At 49.1% G+C, this 14,346-nt stretch carries 14 protein-coding genes; 6 read left to right on the top strand and 8 right to left on the bottom strand.

The features are described from left to right. The first annotated feature begins 102 nt into the window (after positions 1 to 102). The 5 genes from greA to ACKU4E_RS15850 all read left to right on the top strand — a co-directional run bounded on the left by greA (position 103) and on the right by ACKU4E_RS15850 (position 3,815). Positions 103 to 585 carry a transcription elongation factor GreA gene (greA, locus tag ACKU4E_RS15830; RefSeq protein WP_320172047.1) on the top strand — a complete coding sequence of 161 codons (483 nt, stop codon included), beginning with the start codon at positions 103 to 105 and terminating at the stop codon, positions 583 to 585. Between the two features lie 115 nt (positions 586 to 700). Further along, positions 701 to 1,453: a hypothetical protein gene (locus ACKU4E_RS15835; RefSeq protein WP_320172048.1), complete on the top strand. Its 753-nt coding sequence runs from the start codon at positions 701 to 703 to the stop codon at positions 1,451 to 1,453. 83 nt (positions 1,454 to 1,536) lie between these two features. Further along, the gene (locus ACKU4E_RS15840; RefSeq protein WP_320172049.1) at positions 1,537 to 1,974 is read left to right on the top strand and encodes an META domain-containing protein; all 438 of its coding nucleotides are present in this window, start codon (positions 1,537 to 1,539) and stop codon (positions 1,972 to 1,974) included. A 27-nt stretch (positions 1,975 to 2,001) separates the two neighbouring features. Continuing rightward, positions 2,002 to 3,147, top strand: coding sequence for a HAMP domain-containing sensor histidine kinase (locus ACKU4E_RS15845; protein ID WP_320172050.1), 1,146 nt, complete (start codon positions 2,002 to 2,004; stop codon positions 3,145 to 3,147). A gap of 32 nt (positions 3,148 to 3,179) precedes the next feature. Next, positions 3,180 to 3,815 (top strand): phosphatase PAP2 family protein, encoded by a 636-nt coding sequence (locus tag ACKU4E_RS15850; RefSeq protein ID WP_320172051.1) that lies wholly within the window; start codon positions 3,180 to 3,182, stop codon positions 3,813 to 3,815. An 80-nt stretch (positions 3,816 to 3,895) separates the two neighbouring features. Here ACKU4E_RS15850 and ACKU4E_RS15855 read toward each other — a convergent pair whose 3' ends face one another. The 8 genes from ACKU4E_RS15855 to ACKU4E_RS15890 form a co-directional block, all read right to left on the bottom strand. Beyond that, positions 3,896 to 7,021: a multidrug efflux RND transporter permease subunit gene (locus ACKU4E_RS15855; RefSeq protein WP_320172052.1), complete on the bottom strand. Its 3,126-nt coding sequence runs from the start codon at positions 7,019 to 7,021 to the stop codon at positions 3,896 to 3,898. 69 nt (positions 7,022 to 7,090) lie between these two features. Beyond that, positions 7,091 to 8,245, bottom strand: a complete 1,155-nt coding sequence (locus tag ACKU4E_RS15860) for an efflux RND transporter periplasmic adaptor subunit (protein WP_320172053.1) — start codon at positions 8,243 to 8,245, stop codon at positions 7,091 to 7,093. A 182-nt stretch (positions 8,246 to 8,427) separates the two neighbouring features. Beyond that, positions 8,428 to 8,730: a late competence development ComFB family protein gene (locus ACKU4E_RS15865; RefSeq protein WP_320172054.1), complete on the bottom strand. Its 303-nt coding sequence runs from the start codon at positions 8,728 to 8,730 to the stop codon at positions 8,428 to 8,430. Between the two features lie 229 nt (positions 8,731 to 8,959). After that, positions 8,960 to 10,198 carry a diguanylate cyclase gene (locus ACKU4E_RS15870; protein WP_320172055.1) on the bottom strand — a complete coding sequence of 413 codons (1,239 nt, stop codon included), beginning with the start codon at positions 10,196 to 10,198 and terminating at the stop codon, positions 8,960 to 8,962. Between the two features lie 112 nt (positions 10,199 to 10,310). Then, complete coding sequence (locus ACKU4E_RS15875) at positions 10,311 to 10,727, bottom strand: putative zinc-binding protein (RefSeq protein WP_320172056.1); 417 nt, start codon at positions 10,725 to 10,727, stop codon at positions 10,311 to 10,313. Between the two features lie 112 nt (positions 10,728 to 10,839). After that, positions 10,840 to 11,931: a permease gene (locus ACKU4E_RS15880; protein ID WP_320172057.1), complete on the bottom strand. Its 1,092-nt coding sequence runs from the start codon at positions 11,929 to 11,931 to the stop codon at positions 10,840 to 10,842. 77 nt (positions 11,932 to 12,008) lie between these two features. Beyond that, positions 12,009 to 12,338 (bottom strand): metalloregulator ArsR/SmtB family transcription factor, encoded by a 330-nt coding sequence (locus ACKU4E_RS15885; RefSeq protein ID WP_320172058.1) that lies wholly within the window; start codon positions 12,336 to 12,338, stop codon positions 12,009 to 12,011. 378 nt (positions 12,339 to 12,716) lie between these two features. Next, a complete protein-coding gene (locus tag ACKU4E_RS15890; protein ID WP_320172059.1) occupies positions 12,717 to 13,049 on the bottom strand; it encodes a NirD/YgiW/YdeI family stress tolerance protein in 333 nt (110 codons plus the stop codon). 592 nt (positions 13,050 to 13,641) lie between these two features. Here ACKU4E_RS15890 and ACKU4E_RS15895 point away from each other — a divergent pair. Continuing rightward, positions 13,642 to 14,286: an RluA family pseudouridine synthase gene (locus ACKU4E_RS15895; protein ID WP_320172060.1), complete on the top strand. Its 645-nt coding sequence runs from the start codon at positions 13,642 to 13,644 to the stop codon at positions 14,284 to 14,286. Positions 14,287 to 14,346 lie beyond the last annotated feature (60 nt).

The following is a 14,346-nucleotide window of genomic DNA, read 5'->3' on the forward strand; positions in this document are numbered from 1 at the left end:
GCCGATGGTTGCCCTGTATACCGGCAGTCCGCTTTCGGGATTATCGTCCTGTAAGTGGCTGCATTTTTATTGACAACGACGGAATAATTCGAGGTTTATGAAATGAGCAACATACCCATTTCAAAAGAAGGTTTTGAAAAAATCAAAATTGAGCTTGATAAGCTCAAGAAGGAACGTCCGGAAGTAATCCGGGCTATCAAGGAAGCACGTGAAGAAGGTGACCTCAAGGAAAACGGCGGGTACCATGCAGCACGTGAAAGGCAGGGAATGCTGGAAGCCAAGATCAATTATATCGAGTCCCGCATCCCCCAGTTCAATGTCATCGACCTGGCGACTCTCGGAGGAAGCAAGATAACTTTCGGAGCCACAGTGGAGCTTGAGGACATAGATACCGGGGAAGAAAAGAAGTATACCATCATGGGACCGGACGAGAGCGATTTCAAGAAGGGCATAATCTCCATTGAATCTCCTGTGGGCAAGGCTCTGCTCGGCAAGCAGGAAGGAGACGAAGTCATAGTAAACGCTCCCCGCGGAAAGATCGAATACGGCATTGTTTCTGTAACTTTTAATGGAATCTGCTGCTGATAAAGGGTTCCGATCCGTCGAATAGTCAGACAGGGCCGTAGGCTTCTGCATGATTGAAAAAAATAAACGGGGATGTGCATTTGCATGTCCCCGTTTTATATTATCGAGTACACATATGGACCAATTTCCCAGGGATGAGCACCGTATCTCCGGTTACTGCGAAATCTGTAAAACAGATCATTCTCTCGGCTCGTCCGAAGCTGTTCCGTTTTGTCTGGACCTGATGAATGAACTGGATAAGGCCGGGCGGATTGATTTTGCCGTTGCTCAGGAGGATGCCGATCCTGCCTGCAGTGCCGAGCCGCTTTTCGGGCAGGCCAGAGGGCAGATGTTCGGAGTCATGGTTTATCTGGACCGGACCGGGGAACGCCGAACCGCTCATGCTTTTTCCGGACAGTATAACGGTCAGTGGAATGCTCCGGGGTGGGTTCCGCCGCTGCTGGACGAAGACGTATTCTTTTCCATTACCGCTGCTACCGAGCGTAGAATCAAGCAGCTTGGCAGGGAAATGGATGCAGTCGGGAAGGATACGGATGAATACCGGTCTCTCTTTTCCGAGCGCAGGCGAATATCAAGAGGGCTGATGCGCGAAATACATTCCGCCTACATGGTCCGCAATTTCAGGGGTGAGTTGAAATCTATGCCTGAAATTGCTCTTACAACCGGCGGACTGCCCACCGGAACCGGCGACTGCTGTGCTCCCAAGCTTCTTAACTACGCCGCCGAAAATGGTTTCAAACCTGTCTCAATAGCGGAATTTTATTATGGTATGGAAAACAGGTCCGGAAGCCGGTTACACAAACATTTTTATCCTTCCTGTCCGGATAAGTGCGGGCTCATTCTCGGCTATATGCTTTGCGGACTCTGATTTCCTCTTGCCCGTTTTTATCCATTTTTTTCTACCAAATCCTGATTGTTGACGTTATGATGAAAGGTATGGAGGATTCCAAGATGAATTTAACGTCAATTTTCAGGCCTGTCCTGTTAATCCTTTTCATTTTCTGGGCATTGTCTCTCTTCGGTTGTGCAGGGCACGGTGCTGCGCCGGAACCGGATTTTGTTTCCACCAGAGATACAAAATGGGTGCTTGTTGATCTCAACGGACACGGACTGGTTGATTTTGCGCATATCTGGGTTCGTTTCGACAGTGATGGTAAAATCTACGGGTCCGGAGGCTGCAACAGCTTCAGGGGACATTATTCCATCGAAAACAAGGAATTCAGGACCGGGCCGCTGGCAATGACCCGCAAGGCCTGTTCCGGATCCCTTGCTGCTCAGGAATTTGAATTTATGGAGGCTCTAGAAAGTGCACGCCTGCTGTTCCGCAGGAACGGTCTGCTGTTCATGGAGGGCGGGGGACATGTCATGGAGTTTTCGGATTCAAATTAGGTTGTCGAATTTTGCAACGGAGAGTGGATGAGTAAGACTGCCGAATATCTTGCACAGGACCTGGATACCTGCCCGGAGCATGTAATGAAACAGAATGAAATGCTTCGGGATCGCTTTGCGGCAGGGCTGATCGACTCTGTCCCGCACATATCCTTTATCGTAAACAGCGAACGCGAGGTTGTCCTTTACAACAGGTCCCTGGCTGAGCGGGCTATTGATAACATTCCCGGAGGGATTTTAGGCAAAAGGCCGGGGGAAATATTCCATTGCGGTAATGCGAGGAACAACAGGTGCGGGGAGTCCGATCCCTGCATCAATTGCGGGGCATTCCTTGCGATTCATGACGCGCTTTCCGGGCAAGTAGGGACAGAAGAGTGCATGCTGCTTGCCGATTTGAGCGGTATGGTCAGTTCCTACATTTTTCAGGTTACAGCCGCTCCTTTGAAGATAGGGGACGAGTTATTCGCTATTGTCTATATGACGGATATTTCTGACAGCAAGAACAAGGAAGTTGTGGAAAAAATATTTCTTCACGACCTGATGAATGCAGTCAACGGTATTGTCAGCGCAGGAAGCCTGCTTAAGGAAGACGCGATAAAGGACAGTTCCAGGCAGCTTGCCGCAATGGTTGTCGACCGGGCTCTTTTTATGGCCAATGAAATAAATGCACATCGCCTTTTTGTTTCGGCGGAAGCGCATCAGCTTGAAATCTGTAACGAACGTTTTCCCGTGCGGGAAATTGTTGATTCAGTCTGTACATTTTTTTCCGGGAGTCAATTGGTAGCAGATTCAGAAATATCAATAGAGTGGCATGCAGATGAATCAGAAATTACCACCGATAAACGCATTCTTTACCGCATTCTGGAAAATCTTGTGAAAAATGCCTTGGAAGCCTCGCCGCAGGGCGGTACTGTTACAGTAAACGCGGTCAGGAATAACGGGGGAGTTCTTTTCTCGGTCAATAATGAAGGGGCGATCCCCATTACCGTTGCCCACCAGATTTTCAAGCGCTCTTTTTCCACCAAAGGAAAAGGGAGGGGGCTTGGTACATACAGCGTAAAAATGTTTACCGAGAATTATCTGCAGGGCCGGACATGGTTTGATTCCTCCGTGACCGAAGGTACAAACTTCTACGTGCAACTGCCTGCTGTCCCCGCAGGTGGCGGCAACTGAAACCAGAATTCTGTATTCAAGCGGAGGATTTGATGCTCAGCAGCTCGCGAACTCTTGTCGTATATACTTTCATGGCGGCATTGATGACCGTTATTCTTATAGTTCCCTTCTATCTTTTCTGGGATCTGCCGCTGGCGGAAGCCGCGCATGCATTGAAAGGAAGCTTATGGATTACAGTAGGTAAGTTTATAAGCTGGTTCGCGTCCAAAACAGTCATTCAGACGGTAGCCTTTTTTGCTCTGGTCGCCGGAGCGCTTGACGCAATGCTCTACGGTTTCGGACAGCGTGCCCGGATGATTCTGCTGCTGGCGCTTTCTACCATCTCAGCCATGCTTTTGGGGGATGAACTGAAGTGGTTTTTCGGGCGCTGTCGTCCCCCGTTGTTTTTTGAAGACGGCTCTTACGGATTTACATGGTTTTCGGGCGAGTACCTGAAGAATTCTTTTCCTTCGGGCCATACCCTTCGGGCATTTTCACTGGCCACAGCTCTGTATTTTGTCCTGCCGCGTAAAAGATATCTCCACTATCTTCCCCTTGCTGTCGCCGTATTGGCCGGAATAAGCAGAGTGGTAGTGGGAAAGCATTATCCTTCCGATGTGTTATTCGGGCTCCTTATCGGAGTCGTCTGTGCCGTGTGGGCTCATTTCTTTCTTTTCAGAAAGGAATAACTTCAGGGTGAGAAGTCCGCAGTTGTGCTAAGCTGAGTAACATATGGATTTAATCTGTCTTTTTTGAAATGCGTATTTGATTACAATGATGCTTTGTCTTTTTCCTTCCTGAGTCTAATTTTTTCCAGCAGCACGTAGAAGAGCGGCACAAAGAGCACGCCCATGAGTGTGGCGGCGATCATGCCTGCGAATACGGATGTTCCAAGTGCGTGGCGGCTGGCCGAACCTGCCCCCTGTGCCACCACCAGCGGCACAACTCCAAGTATGAAGGCGAAGGAGGTCATCAGGATGGGCCGGAAACGTAATTTTGCAGCATCAATGGCCGCTTCGATAAGCGGTTCACCGTGTTCAAATTTCTGGCGTGCGTATTCCACGATGAGAATCGCGTTTTTGGCCGCCAGCCCTACCAGCATGATCAAGCCGATCTGGGCGTAGACGTTGTTATCCAGCCCGCGGATGAACTGACCGGAAATGGCGCCGAAGACTCCCAGAGGAACAGCGAATACAATTGCCAGCGGAATGATCCAACTTTCATACTGCGCCGCAAGGACCAGAAAGACCATGGTCACAGCCAACGCGAAAATGACGATTATTTCACCACCGGATTTCTTTTCCTGATAGGCAATGTTGGTCCAGTCGAATCCGTAGCCGCGGGGCAGGGTCTGTCTTGCGACTTCTTCCATGGCGGCTATGCCCTGACCCGTGCTGTAGCCGGGGGCGGTGGATGCGGTTATTTCAATAGCTCTGAACAGGTTGTAACGCCGGATGTATTCAGGTCCGTAGATTTTTTTCTGGTTGATCAGGGTGGAAAGCGGGATCATTTTCCCGGTATCACCGCGCACGTAAAATCTGGATACATCGTCGGGGCTGGTGCGGAACTGGGAGTCCGCCTGGGCCATAACCCTGTACGTTCTGCCGTACTTGTTGAAATCATTGATGTAGTATCCGCCGAGAAAGGTCTGCAGGGCGCTGAATACTCCATTAAGCGGTATTCCGAGCTTGCGGACCTTGTCGCGGTCCACATCTACATATAGCTGGGGAACGTTGGCACTGAAGGTGGTGAAGATATTCATCAGTTCAGGGCGCTTGGCCAGTGCCGCCATGTAATCCCTGGCCGCCTGGGCCAGTTCCTCAACTGTTCCGCCGGAGCGGTCCTGCAGTTCGAACTGCAGCCCTCCGGTTGAGCCTATACCGTTGATGGGCGGCGGGTTGAAGCAGATGATTCTGGCTTCCTGTATGCCCATGAGTTTTTTCTGAACCTTGCGCAGGATGGCGTTTACATGCAGTTGCGGAGACTTGCGCTGGTCCCATGGATCAAGAACCGCAAAGAGGGTAGAGGTGTATGACGAATAGGCCGCGGTGATCAGGTTGAATCCTCCAAGGGCGAAGAAGTCTTTTATTCCCGCTTCTTCCTTGAGAATGTTTTCAACTTTTTTGACAACAGCGTCAGAGCGTTCCAGAGACGCTGCTTCCGGAAGCTGCACGTTGATCATGAAGTAGCCCTGATCCTCGTTGGGAACAAAGCCGGTGGGCACTGTTTTGAACAAAGTGTACGTGCCGAACATGAGGACGGCAAAAATACCCAGAGCTATCGCCGATTTCCTGATGATCAACTTTACTCCGGAAGTATATCCTGAGGTTACCTTGCTGAAATATTTGTTGAACAACCTGAAGAATGCCCCCAAAGGTCCGCGCATTTCATGCTGGGGTCTGAGCAGAAGTGCGGACATGGCCGGGGAGAAGGTCAGAGCGTTTACCGAGGAAATAGCCACGGAAACCGCCAGAGTAAGAGCAAACTGCTGGTACAGCTGGCCGGTAATCCCGCCCATGAACGCCACGGGCACGAATACGGCTATAAGCACGGCCGTTGTTGCTACAATCGGGCCGGATACTTCTTTCATTGCTTCCTTGGTAGCGGTTCTGGCGTCCATTCCAAGCTCGTCTATTTTCGATTGCACCGCTTCCACAACAACGATCGCATCATCGACAACAATACCGATGGCAAGGACCATTCCGAAAAGGGTAAGGGTGTTGATGGAGAAGCCGAGTACCTGGAAAAACGCGAAAGTTCCGACCAGCGATACCGGCACCGCGATCATGGGAACAATGGTGGCCCGAAGGTTCTGCAGGAAGATGAAGACCACGATAAAGACAAGGGCCATGGCTTCGTAGAGGGTGTCGAGAACCTCGTCAATGGAGGCGGTTACGAACAGGGTTGTATCGTAGGGGATGTCGTACGTTATTCCGGTGGGGAAGTAGCCGGAAAGGTCTTTCATGGTCGCTCTGACCTGCTCGACTATGTCGAGAGCGTTTGCGCCGGGGAGCTGGTAGACCAGCAGCATGGCGGCATCCTTTTCTCCCTGCCGTCCGAATGCCGAGTAGGATTTGGAGCCCATTTCCACTCTGGCTACATCCTTTATGTGTACAATGCTGCCGTCAGGATTGGCCTTGACGATTATGTTTCCGAATTCTTCAGGTTCGCTCAACCGTCCTTTGACCCGCACCGTGAACTGGAACTGCTGCCCGGTGCTTGCCGGAGGCTGTCCGACCTGTCCGGCCGGGGCCTGTATGTTCTGTTCCTGCACAGCGCTGACCACATCGTCCGAGGTGATGCCCATGCGGGCCATTTTGTCCGGGTCAAGCCAGATGCGCATGCCGTAGTCCTGATCACCGAAAAGCGAAACACTGCCCACGCCGGGAATACGCGAAATCGCGTCAAAAAGGTTTATTTTCGCATAGTTGTTGAGGAACAGGGAGTCAAACGTGCCTTCGGGCGAGAGCAGGCTGATGACGCAGATCATGCTGGGTGACTGCTTTTTAACCGAGACCCCGGATTTGGTTACATCTGAAGGGAGCTGCGGTGTAGCAAGGCTGACCCTGTTCTGCACATCCACTGTAGCCAGTTCAAGGTCGCGGCCCAGGTCAAAGGTCACGTTCAGGACCATACGCCCATCGTTGGAACTGATGGAGTTCATGTAGAGCATGTCCTGTGCTCCGTTGACCTGCTCTTCGATAGGGGCTGCAACGGTCTGTTCCACAACATCCGCGCTGGCACCGTTGTAGGAAGTTGATATCTGTACTGTCGGCGGCGCTATTTCAGGATACTGTGCTATGGGCAGCGTGAAAATGCTCAGCAGCCCGACCATGGTGATAATAATGGATATGACCGATGAAAAAATGGGTCTGTCGATAAAGAAATTGACCATGAAGTAGTATCCTGTGGCTATACATTGTTTGTCCTCACACCAATATCCTGAGGACTCCGACAGCTGGCTTTATTCCTGCTCTTTGATTGATTCCGCTACATTCTGCTGCACGACCTGAGGGGCAACAGTGATGCCGGGTCTTATTTTGTTTACACCGTCTGCAATGATCAAATCCCCGGCCTCGACTCCGGAGCCGATTATGGCCGTGCTGTCTGTCTGATATTCAAGGGTGACCGGTTTTTCAACAACAGTACCGTTGGATGTCACTGTCAGCAGGGATTTGCGTCCTTGAACATCAAGGATGGCTCTGCTGGGTATAACCAGGGCGCTGTCGTATTTTTTCAGCAGGGCAACAACTTTGGCGTACTGTCCGTCGCGCAGGATTCTGTCCGGGTTGGGGAATTCAGCTCTTATGCCTAAGGTTCCTGTGGAGGAGTCCACGGCGCGGTCGGCCATGTTGAGCGTCCCGTTATGCTCGTACAGGCTGCCGTCTGCGAGAATAATCTGCAGGTTAGTCTTTTTCGGGCCTTTGCCTTCCGCTCTTCGGGTGTTTATCTCCCTCATCGCTACCAGATATTCTTTTTCCGGGATGCTGAAGTTGACGTATACCGGGTCAATCGCGGAGATTGTTGCCAGAACTGTGGCTTCTTTTGCGATCAATGAACCGAGGTTTACCTTGGTGCGGCCGATGATTCCTTTCATCGGGGCGTATATGCTGGTAAAGCCGAGATCCAGTTTGGCTTCTTCCACTTCCGCCCTGGCGTTGCTGACATTTGCTTCCAGAACCTGACGGTCGGTTATTTTCGAGTCAAATTCCTCTCGGCTGACGGCTCCCTGATCAAAAAGGGCTTTGAATCTCTTGTAGTCCTTGATGGCCTTGTTGAGAGATGCCTGGCTGCTGGCCAGTTCCGCTTCGGCCTTGTTCAGGTTTTCCCTGTATGGGCGGGGATCAATGACGAAAAGCAGTTGCCCTTCATTAACCACCTGACCTTCTTCAAAGTGGCGTTCCTTGAGATGCCCCTGCACTCTGGATTGAATATCAACCGTTTTCATGGCTTCTATCTGAGCTACGTATTCACCCATAACCGGGAACTCACGCGCTTCAACCTTGATAACTTTTACCGGAACGGCCTGAGCCTGTTGCCCGGATTTGCCATCTTCGTCAAAGCAGCCGTAAAGGGCAGTAAGGGTCAGCAACAGCGCCAGGATAGGGAGTTTTTTCATAGTTGTTCTCATCAATGTTTCCGCCATGAAAATTAATGTTTGGTTTTTAGCTTGTGAAGCATTTCAGCAGCTTGCAGTAGTTCTTTTTATGTTTTGCCTGATTACGAAACAGGCCGACATTAACTGATTCCAAATTTAAAAAAAAGTAAATTATTTTCAGGACAGTATTAAGTTTGTTAAGTTTAATGATGCAGTCTGTCCTTGACCCTTCTGATTGCTTTCGGAATTTCCGCTGCGGCAGCTTCCTTCAACTGGTCGAAACCGATTTTGAATTCGGAAGAAGGATATGTTCGGTCCGCAATGCTGGACGAGTACATGCTTGGAATGTTGTTCAGGACAACGCAGGCAATGTCGAACAGGCATTTGTCACACTGGCAGAACTCTACTTCCTTTTTATCAATGAATGCGTTGAGTTCTTCGTACACAGCCTGTTCCGCCAGGTTCACTATCTCTCCGTTACCGAAGAATTCTTTCATGCTTAACATGGGTACCCCCTCTTTATGACTTATTGTTTCAGGAATGAAGATTCGCTTTTTGTGTCATATAGCATATCCCGCAGGAGATGCTAAGCAAATAAATCGGTGGGGATAAAGAGAAGCCCCCCTGATCCGGTTCGTGGATCAAGGGGGCTGTTGCTTCACAATCGCGGTAACTTTAAGTTGATCTATCATGTCTCAACTGGGTTTAAATGATCGTCCTAGGGCTAAAAGCTTTCTATACATCACAGTAAACTTTGTCACGTCCTTCAGTTTTAGCTTTGTAAAGCATGGTGTCTGCCCGGCTGATCATATCCGATAAAGAGGAGCCTCTATGCTCTGTGCAGCCGATGGAAACTGTATAGGTTATTTTTTGCCCCTTGTGTATGACAGGTGATCTTTTTACCTTTTCACGAAATGTATCAAGAAAATGGTACGTGGCCCCGGATTCAACATCGTCTAGGATTATCGTAAATTCTTCCCCTCCTAATCGTGCTGCCAGGCCCTTTTCTCCTACATATTCAGTAAGAAGAGTTGCAAATTGCTTGAGAACAGCATCCCCCGCGTCGTGTCCGAACGAATCATTGACTTTTTTGAAATGGTCTATGTCCATGATTGCCAGAGATAACGGTAGGTTGTTTTGAGTATAGCGGCTGTAAATCTGCTCAGCGTTTTCGAAAAAGTATCGTCTGGTCCATATTCCGGTAAGAAAGTCCCTATTGGCTATATCCCTTGATTCCTGAATCATTTCGAGGGCGTCCAGGTTTGAATTTACACGGCAGAGTACTTCTTCAATGCTAGCACTTTTGTGGATGAAATCATTGGCGCCGGTTTTCAGGAATAGTGGTGCGGTTCGTGATTTGGAGTCAGATGAAAGGACAATTATGCTGAGTTCATCCATGGGCATTATTGTGCGCAGGTGTGCCGTCAGTTCTAATCCGTCCATTTCGGGCATTGTATAATCCGTGAGGACCAGTTTAATGTCCGGGTTGCTGTTGAAAAGTCGGCCAGCTTCACGTCCATTTGCTGCTGTTAGTACAGTCAGTCCTTGCCGTTGCAGGATATTGGACAGCCATGAGCGGACTGAACGAGAGTCATCAACAACCATTACTTTGATTTTTTTGTTTCTGTATACCCTGCGTACAATTTTTTCTATGTATTTGGCGTGCTCACTTTTTTTTAGCACATAGTCGACGATGTTTTTTTTGCTTATTTCGGTAAGTACAGATTCATCCAACGAAGAGGTCACCGCGATGGCCGGAATTTTGTGCTCCAGCAGCAGGTCTATTCCTTTGCCCGAGGCAACTCCCTCTATAACAATACTGCTTAAGCCGACAAAATATGTGTGCTTATTTAATAATTCTTCGGCTTTTTCGTAGGAATCGGCAATGTCGAAATTGAATCCGCTTAATTGCAGAGCTTTACCTATGAAGGATGCCGAAAATTTGCTGGAATCAATTATCAAAGCCTTGGGCACCAGGGGCTCCATGATTTGTAAATTTAGTAAATATAAAATTGTTTTAAAGTTACTTCGCTAGTAAGTGTCAATTGGTTATTAAATTGTATTATAAATTGTGGCAGTGTTTTTGTTATTCTCTAACACATGTCTCGCATCCGCAAACAGCATACTTGGTCGCGGTTCTGCTCTGGCCGAAAACCTGCTTGATCTTTAAGCGTAATTTCTCCAGCAGTTCGCTGTCTATTTCGGTGTCCTGGCCTTCCAGACCCATTTCAGTCAGGCAGAACGTGTGGACCGGTTTGATTCCGGCCTTTTCGAGTACTTTTTTCGCACATGCGTTTACGCATCCGTCGATGACAATCAGATCCTGAACATTGGCGGCGTCCGCAACACAGTTGTCCAGCCCTGCTGCGATACCGGCAAGGCAGACCATGCGTGCAAAACCGCTTCTGTTGAGTTCGACAGCCAGATCGTTGGTTGCCTGACCTGAGCATGAACATCCGGAGCAACTGACCACAAGGAATCCGGTTTCATAAGTGTCGCTCATAGTTTCGCCCTCCATCTATAATGTAGCATATTCCGGTGCTGAATAAAACGGCTGGATGAAAAAAGCCCGCGCGGAAAATTTCCGCACGGGCTGGAGAGGTTTGGAGGTATTGTTAGATCACCATATTAAACAGGTAACCGACGATAAGGATTCCAAGGCCGACGACCCCGGCAAAAACCGCAATAAGTCTGGGCTTGAGGACTCTGCGCAGGATGACCATTTCGGGAAAGGAAAGGGCGATTACGCTCATCATGAAGGCCAGCACCGTGCCCAGGGCCGCACCCTTGCCAAGGAGGGCATCAACAATGGGGATTACTCCGGCTGCGTTGGTGTACATGGGGATTCCGAGTACAACGGAGGCCGGAACCGCCCACCATGCATCCTTGCCCATAATTGATGCCATCATGTCCTCCGGCACATAGCCGTGAATTACGGCACCGGCAGCGATGCCGAGAACGACATACAACCACACTTTGCCGATAATATCCCTGACTGCTTCAAGTCCGAATACGACCCGTTCTTCAATGCTCATGCGCGAATCTGCCCCGCTGTTCTGCGCCGTGGCAAGGCGTACCCAGTCTTCCACATGTTTTTCCATGTGCAACCGGCCGATAGTCCATCCGGCTATAATCGCGATGGCTATGCCGGTGACGAAATAGAGGGCGGCCACTTTCCAGCCCATCAGTCCGTACAGCATTATCAGGGCTACTTCATTGACCATGGGGGCTGAAATCAAAAAGGAAAAAGTTACTCCGAGCGGCACGCCGCCGGTTACAAAACCTATGAACAGCGGAACTGCCGAACAGGAACAGAACGGCGTAACCACACCCAGGAGGGCTGCAAAGACGTTACCGACGTATTCCTTGCGGCCGGCCAGAACCTTACGGGTCCATTCAACTGTTACGAATGATCTGATTATGCCTATGCCGAAAACGGCCAGCACCAGAAGCATTAGCACCTTGGGGGTGTCATATAGAAAGAAGCGGACGGCTTCTCCAAGATGGCTGCCCGGTGTCAGTCCGGCCAGATTGAAGGTCAGATAGTCCGAGACCCCGGGAAGTTGAGAATATACCGCGTACCATATAATCAGTCCCAGTCCGAGCACAGCCCAAAGGGCTTTGCCGCTTACCGGCAGGACCGGACCTTTTTCTTCCGGTTTGGACGCGGAAGTGCAGGAACAGGGTTTGAAATTTAGCTCTTCCATTGTAGACTCCTTTGTGTGTATTTTGCCAAATAAGAAAATTATAGACAAATAAAAAAAGGCGAGCGCCTTTTTGGTTGTTACAGTTTTTTCAATGAATTTTTTACGTATGCCCTGGCCTGCTCTTCAAATTGTTTGCTGAAAAAGTTTTCCAGACATCCCAAAAATCCGGGCACACACTCCATGGCAAGGCTGTAGTAGACATTGGTGCCGCTTTTTCGCTGCTTGAGCACTCCTGCTTCCTTGAGGATGGAAAGGTGCTTTGAAACCGTTGAAATATCGCGTCCGACTACCGGGACTATATCGCATACGCAGAGTTCGCCGCTGCAAAGCTTCTCAACTATTGCCAGCCTGCTTGGATGTCCCAGCGCCTTGAACACTTTTGCCTTTGCTTCAAGATTAAGCTGCATACTACCTCTTTAAGTTTCCTTTTTGGCAAAATATAAAAATAAAATTTGTTTTGTCAAGTCTTGCTGATGGCAGAGAGCATTTTGGAAAGGCGTATTTCATGAAATTGGTTAGTCCAACACGTATATTTTGTTTCTGTTCACACGGATGTCTGTGAACCAGAGCTGCAGTGCAACCTGCTTTGTATCTATCTGGCTGAGAAAATATGCTCTGGAATCTGTGTGAGTTCAAGTGGTTTTTGTTGTGCGGTAGGTGGGGGGCGCAGAAAACAGAAAGGCCGCGTCATTGACGCGGCCCTGATACTGCTGACAATTCAGTTTCAGGCTGCCTGACTTGCGGCCTTTCTGAATGCGGAATGGTTATTCCTTGTGAGGTCCGTACTAGTTGAGGACGGATATTTTCTGGGCTTCGATTCCGGCGAAGACGAGGTCCTGCTCGACCCTGCCTTCAATTTCGAGTTCAGCGTTTGTGTCAGCAGGGAGGGATCCTGCCTTGGAGCTGAGATCGATAATGATTTCACCGGTCTTGTCCTGAAAAACATACTTGTTGTCGTTGATTTTTCTTACGATGTGGCCTTTGACCACTGCCTTTGTGTCCGCTCCGGAAACTCTGGCTTCCGCTACGGTGGTTACATTTTTGGCCTTGAATTCGAGAGTTTCAGAGGTTGCTGCTGCGGCCACGATAACCAGGAGTAAAAGAAAAAGTACGCTCATTTTTTTCATCTCATGTTACCCGTTCCACTTGTGTGGAAGTAAAAGTTGGTTACTATTATTTAAATATATTTTTTGCCTGACTTGAACTTCGGTCAGCTTTCGGCACTGGAATTTGTCTTCAGCACCTTTCGTTGATCCGTTGATCAGTAAATATATCTCTCTGTTTGATTATGCAATCAAAAAAATGAGCACTTTGTGAAATTTTTTACAAAATACAGCTTAACCCCTCATATTGTTTATAGATATTTTTTTCACAACTGATTTTTGGGCTTATGTATAACAATTCTGATTTAGTGTTACCACAAACAGCCGTTCAAACAGGCTGTTTGGAAGGAGGTATGCCTCATTAAATCATACTTGTGGGATCTGAAATAATAAAATATTATAGTAAGACAATATAATTTAGAATTAAATTCGTATTTGTAGTAGTATTTGTGAATATATGCCTGGTAATTTGAGCGTGTGCCGTTGTTCAATTCTGTAAAAAGGGTAACGAACTAATCCCTTCCAATATAGAAGTATTTGCTGTAAAGACATGTTTCGATCAAAAAGACTGATAGATAAAAATAATGCTTAACCATCATATTTTGCCATGAACAACACTGACCTGCTGGATATCGTTTATTCCGACCGCAAAATTGTTGTGGTCAACAAGCCCGGAGGGCTCTTGTCTGTTCCCGGTCGCGGGCCTGAAAATCAGGACTGCGTTGTCACCAGGGTGCAGAAGATGTTTCCGGAATGCCGGAAATTCCCTTCTGTGCATCGGCTGGACATGGATACATCGGGGCTGCTTGTGCTCGGACTGACCGCACGGGCTGTGCGAGAGCTTGTGGAACAGTTTCAGATGCGTCTGGTCAGGAAAAGGTACATTGCGCTGCTTGACGGGCTGATCAAAGGGGAGAGCGGGGTCATTGAAATGGCTTTCCGGCTTGACCCCTACAACAGACCTTATCAGGTCTTTGACCCCATTCACGGAAAGCTGGGAGTCACCCACTGGCGCAAACTGGGGGTGGAAAACGGGCGGACGCGGGTGGAGTTTACCCCGCACACCGGTCGTACACATCAACTGCGGGTCCATTCGGCGCATCCTCAGGGGCTTGGCTGTCCGATTGTCGGCGACAGGCTGTACGGAACGGGAACAAAACCGGGGCAACTCAAGCTGCATGCCGGATACCTGCGGTTCACTCATCCGAAAACCGGAGAGGTCATGGAGTTCGAGACTGATCCGCCGTTCTAAGTTCTGCTAATTGATAGAAAATTCACAATATATTTTTGAGCCGTGCCGACCCGGCATCAG

Source organism: Maridesulfovibrio sp. (assembly GCF_963677005.1).
Classification (GTDB): Bacteria; Desulfobacterota; Desulfovibrionia; order Desulfovibrionales; family Desulfovibrionaceae; genus Maridesulfovibrio.

Coding starts and splice junctions, on each gene's coding strand:
- greA (WP_320172047.1), top strand. CDS start 103: ATGAGCAACATACCCATTTCAAAAGAAGGTTTTGAAAAAATCAAAATT.
- ACKU4E_RS15835 (WP_320172048.1), top strand. CDS start 701: ATGGACCAATTTCCCAGGGATGAGCACCGTATCTCCGGTTACTGCGAA.
- ACKU4E_RS15840 (WP_320172049.1), top strand. CDS start 1,537: ATGAATTTAACGTCAATTTTCAGGCCTGTCCTGTTAATCCTTTTCATT.
- ACKU4E_RS15845 (WP_320172050.1), top strand. CDS start 2,002: ATGAGTAAGACTGCCGAATATCTTGCACAGGACCTGGATACCTGCCCG.
- ACKU4E_RS15850 (WP_320172051.1), top strand. CDS start 3,180: ATGCTCAGCAGCTCGCGAACTCTTGTCGTATATACTTTCATGGCGGCA.
- ACKU4E_RS15855 (WP_320172052.1), bottom strand. CDS start 7,021: ATGGTCAATTTCTTTATCGACAGACCCATTTTTTCATCGGTCATATCC.
- ACKU4E_RS15860 (WP_320172053.1), bottom strand. CDS start 8,245: ATGAAAAAACTCCCTATCCTGGCGCTGTTGCTGACCCTTACTGCCCTT.
- ACKU4E_RS15865 (WP_320172054.1), bottom strand. CDS start 8,730: ATGTTAAGCATGAAAGAATTCTTCGGTAACGGAGAGATAGTGAACCTG.
- ACKU4E_RS15875 (WP_320172056.1), bottom strand. CDS start 10,727: ATGAGCGACACTTATGAAACCGGATTCCTTGTGGTCAGTTGCTCCGGA.
- ACKU4E_RS15880 (WP_320172057.1), bottom strand. CDS start 11,931: ATGGAAGAGCTAAATTTCAAACCCTGTTCCTGCACTTCCGCGTCCAAA.
- ACKU4E_RS15885 (WP_320172058.1), bottom strand. CDS start 12,338: ATGCAGCTTAATCTTGAAGCAAAGGCAAAAGTGTTCAAGGCGCTGGGA.
- ACKU4E_RS15890 (WP_320172059.1), bottom strand. CDS start 13,049: ATGAGCGTACTTTTTCTTTTACTCCTGGTTATCGTGGCCGCAGCAGCA.
- ACKU4E_RS15895 (WP_320172060.1), top strand. CDS start 13,642: ATGAACAACACTGACCTGCTGGATATCGTTTATTCCGACCGCAAAATT.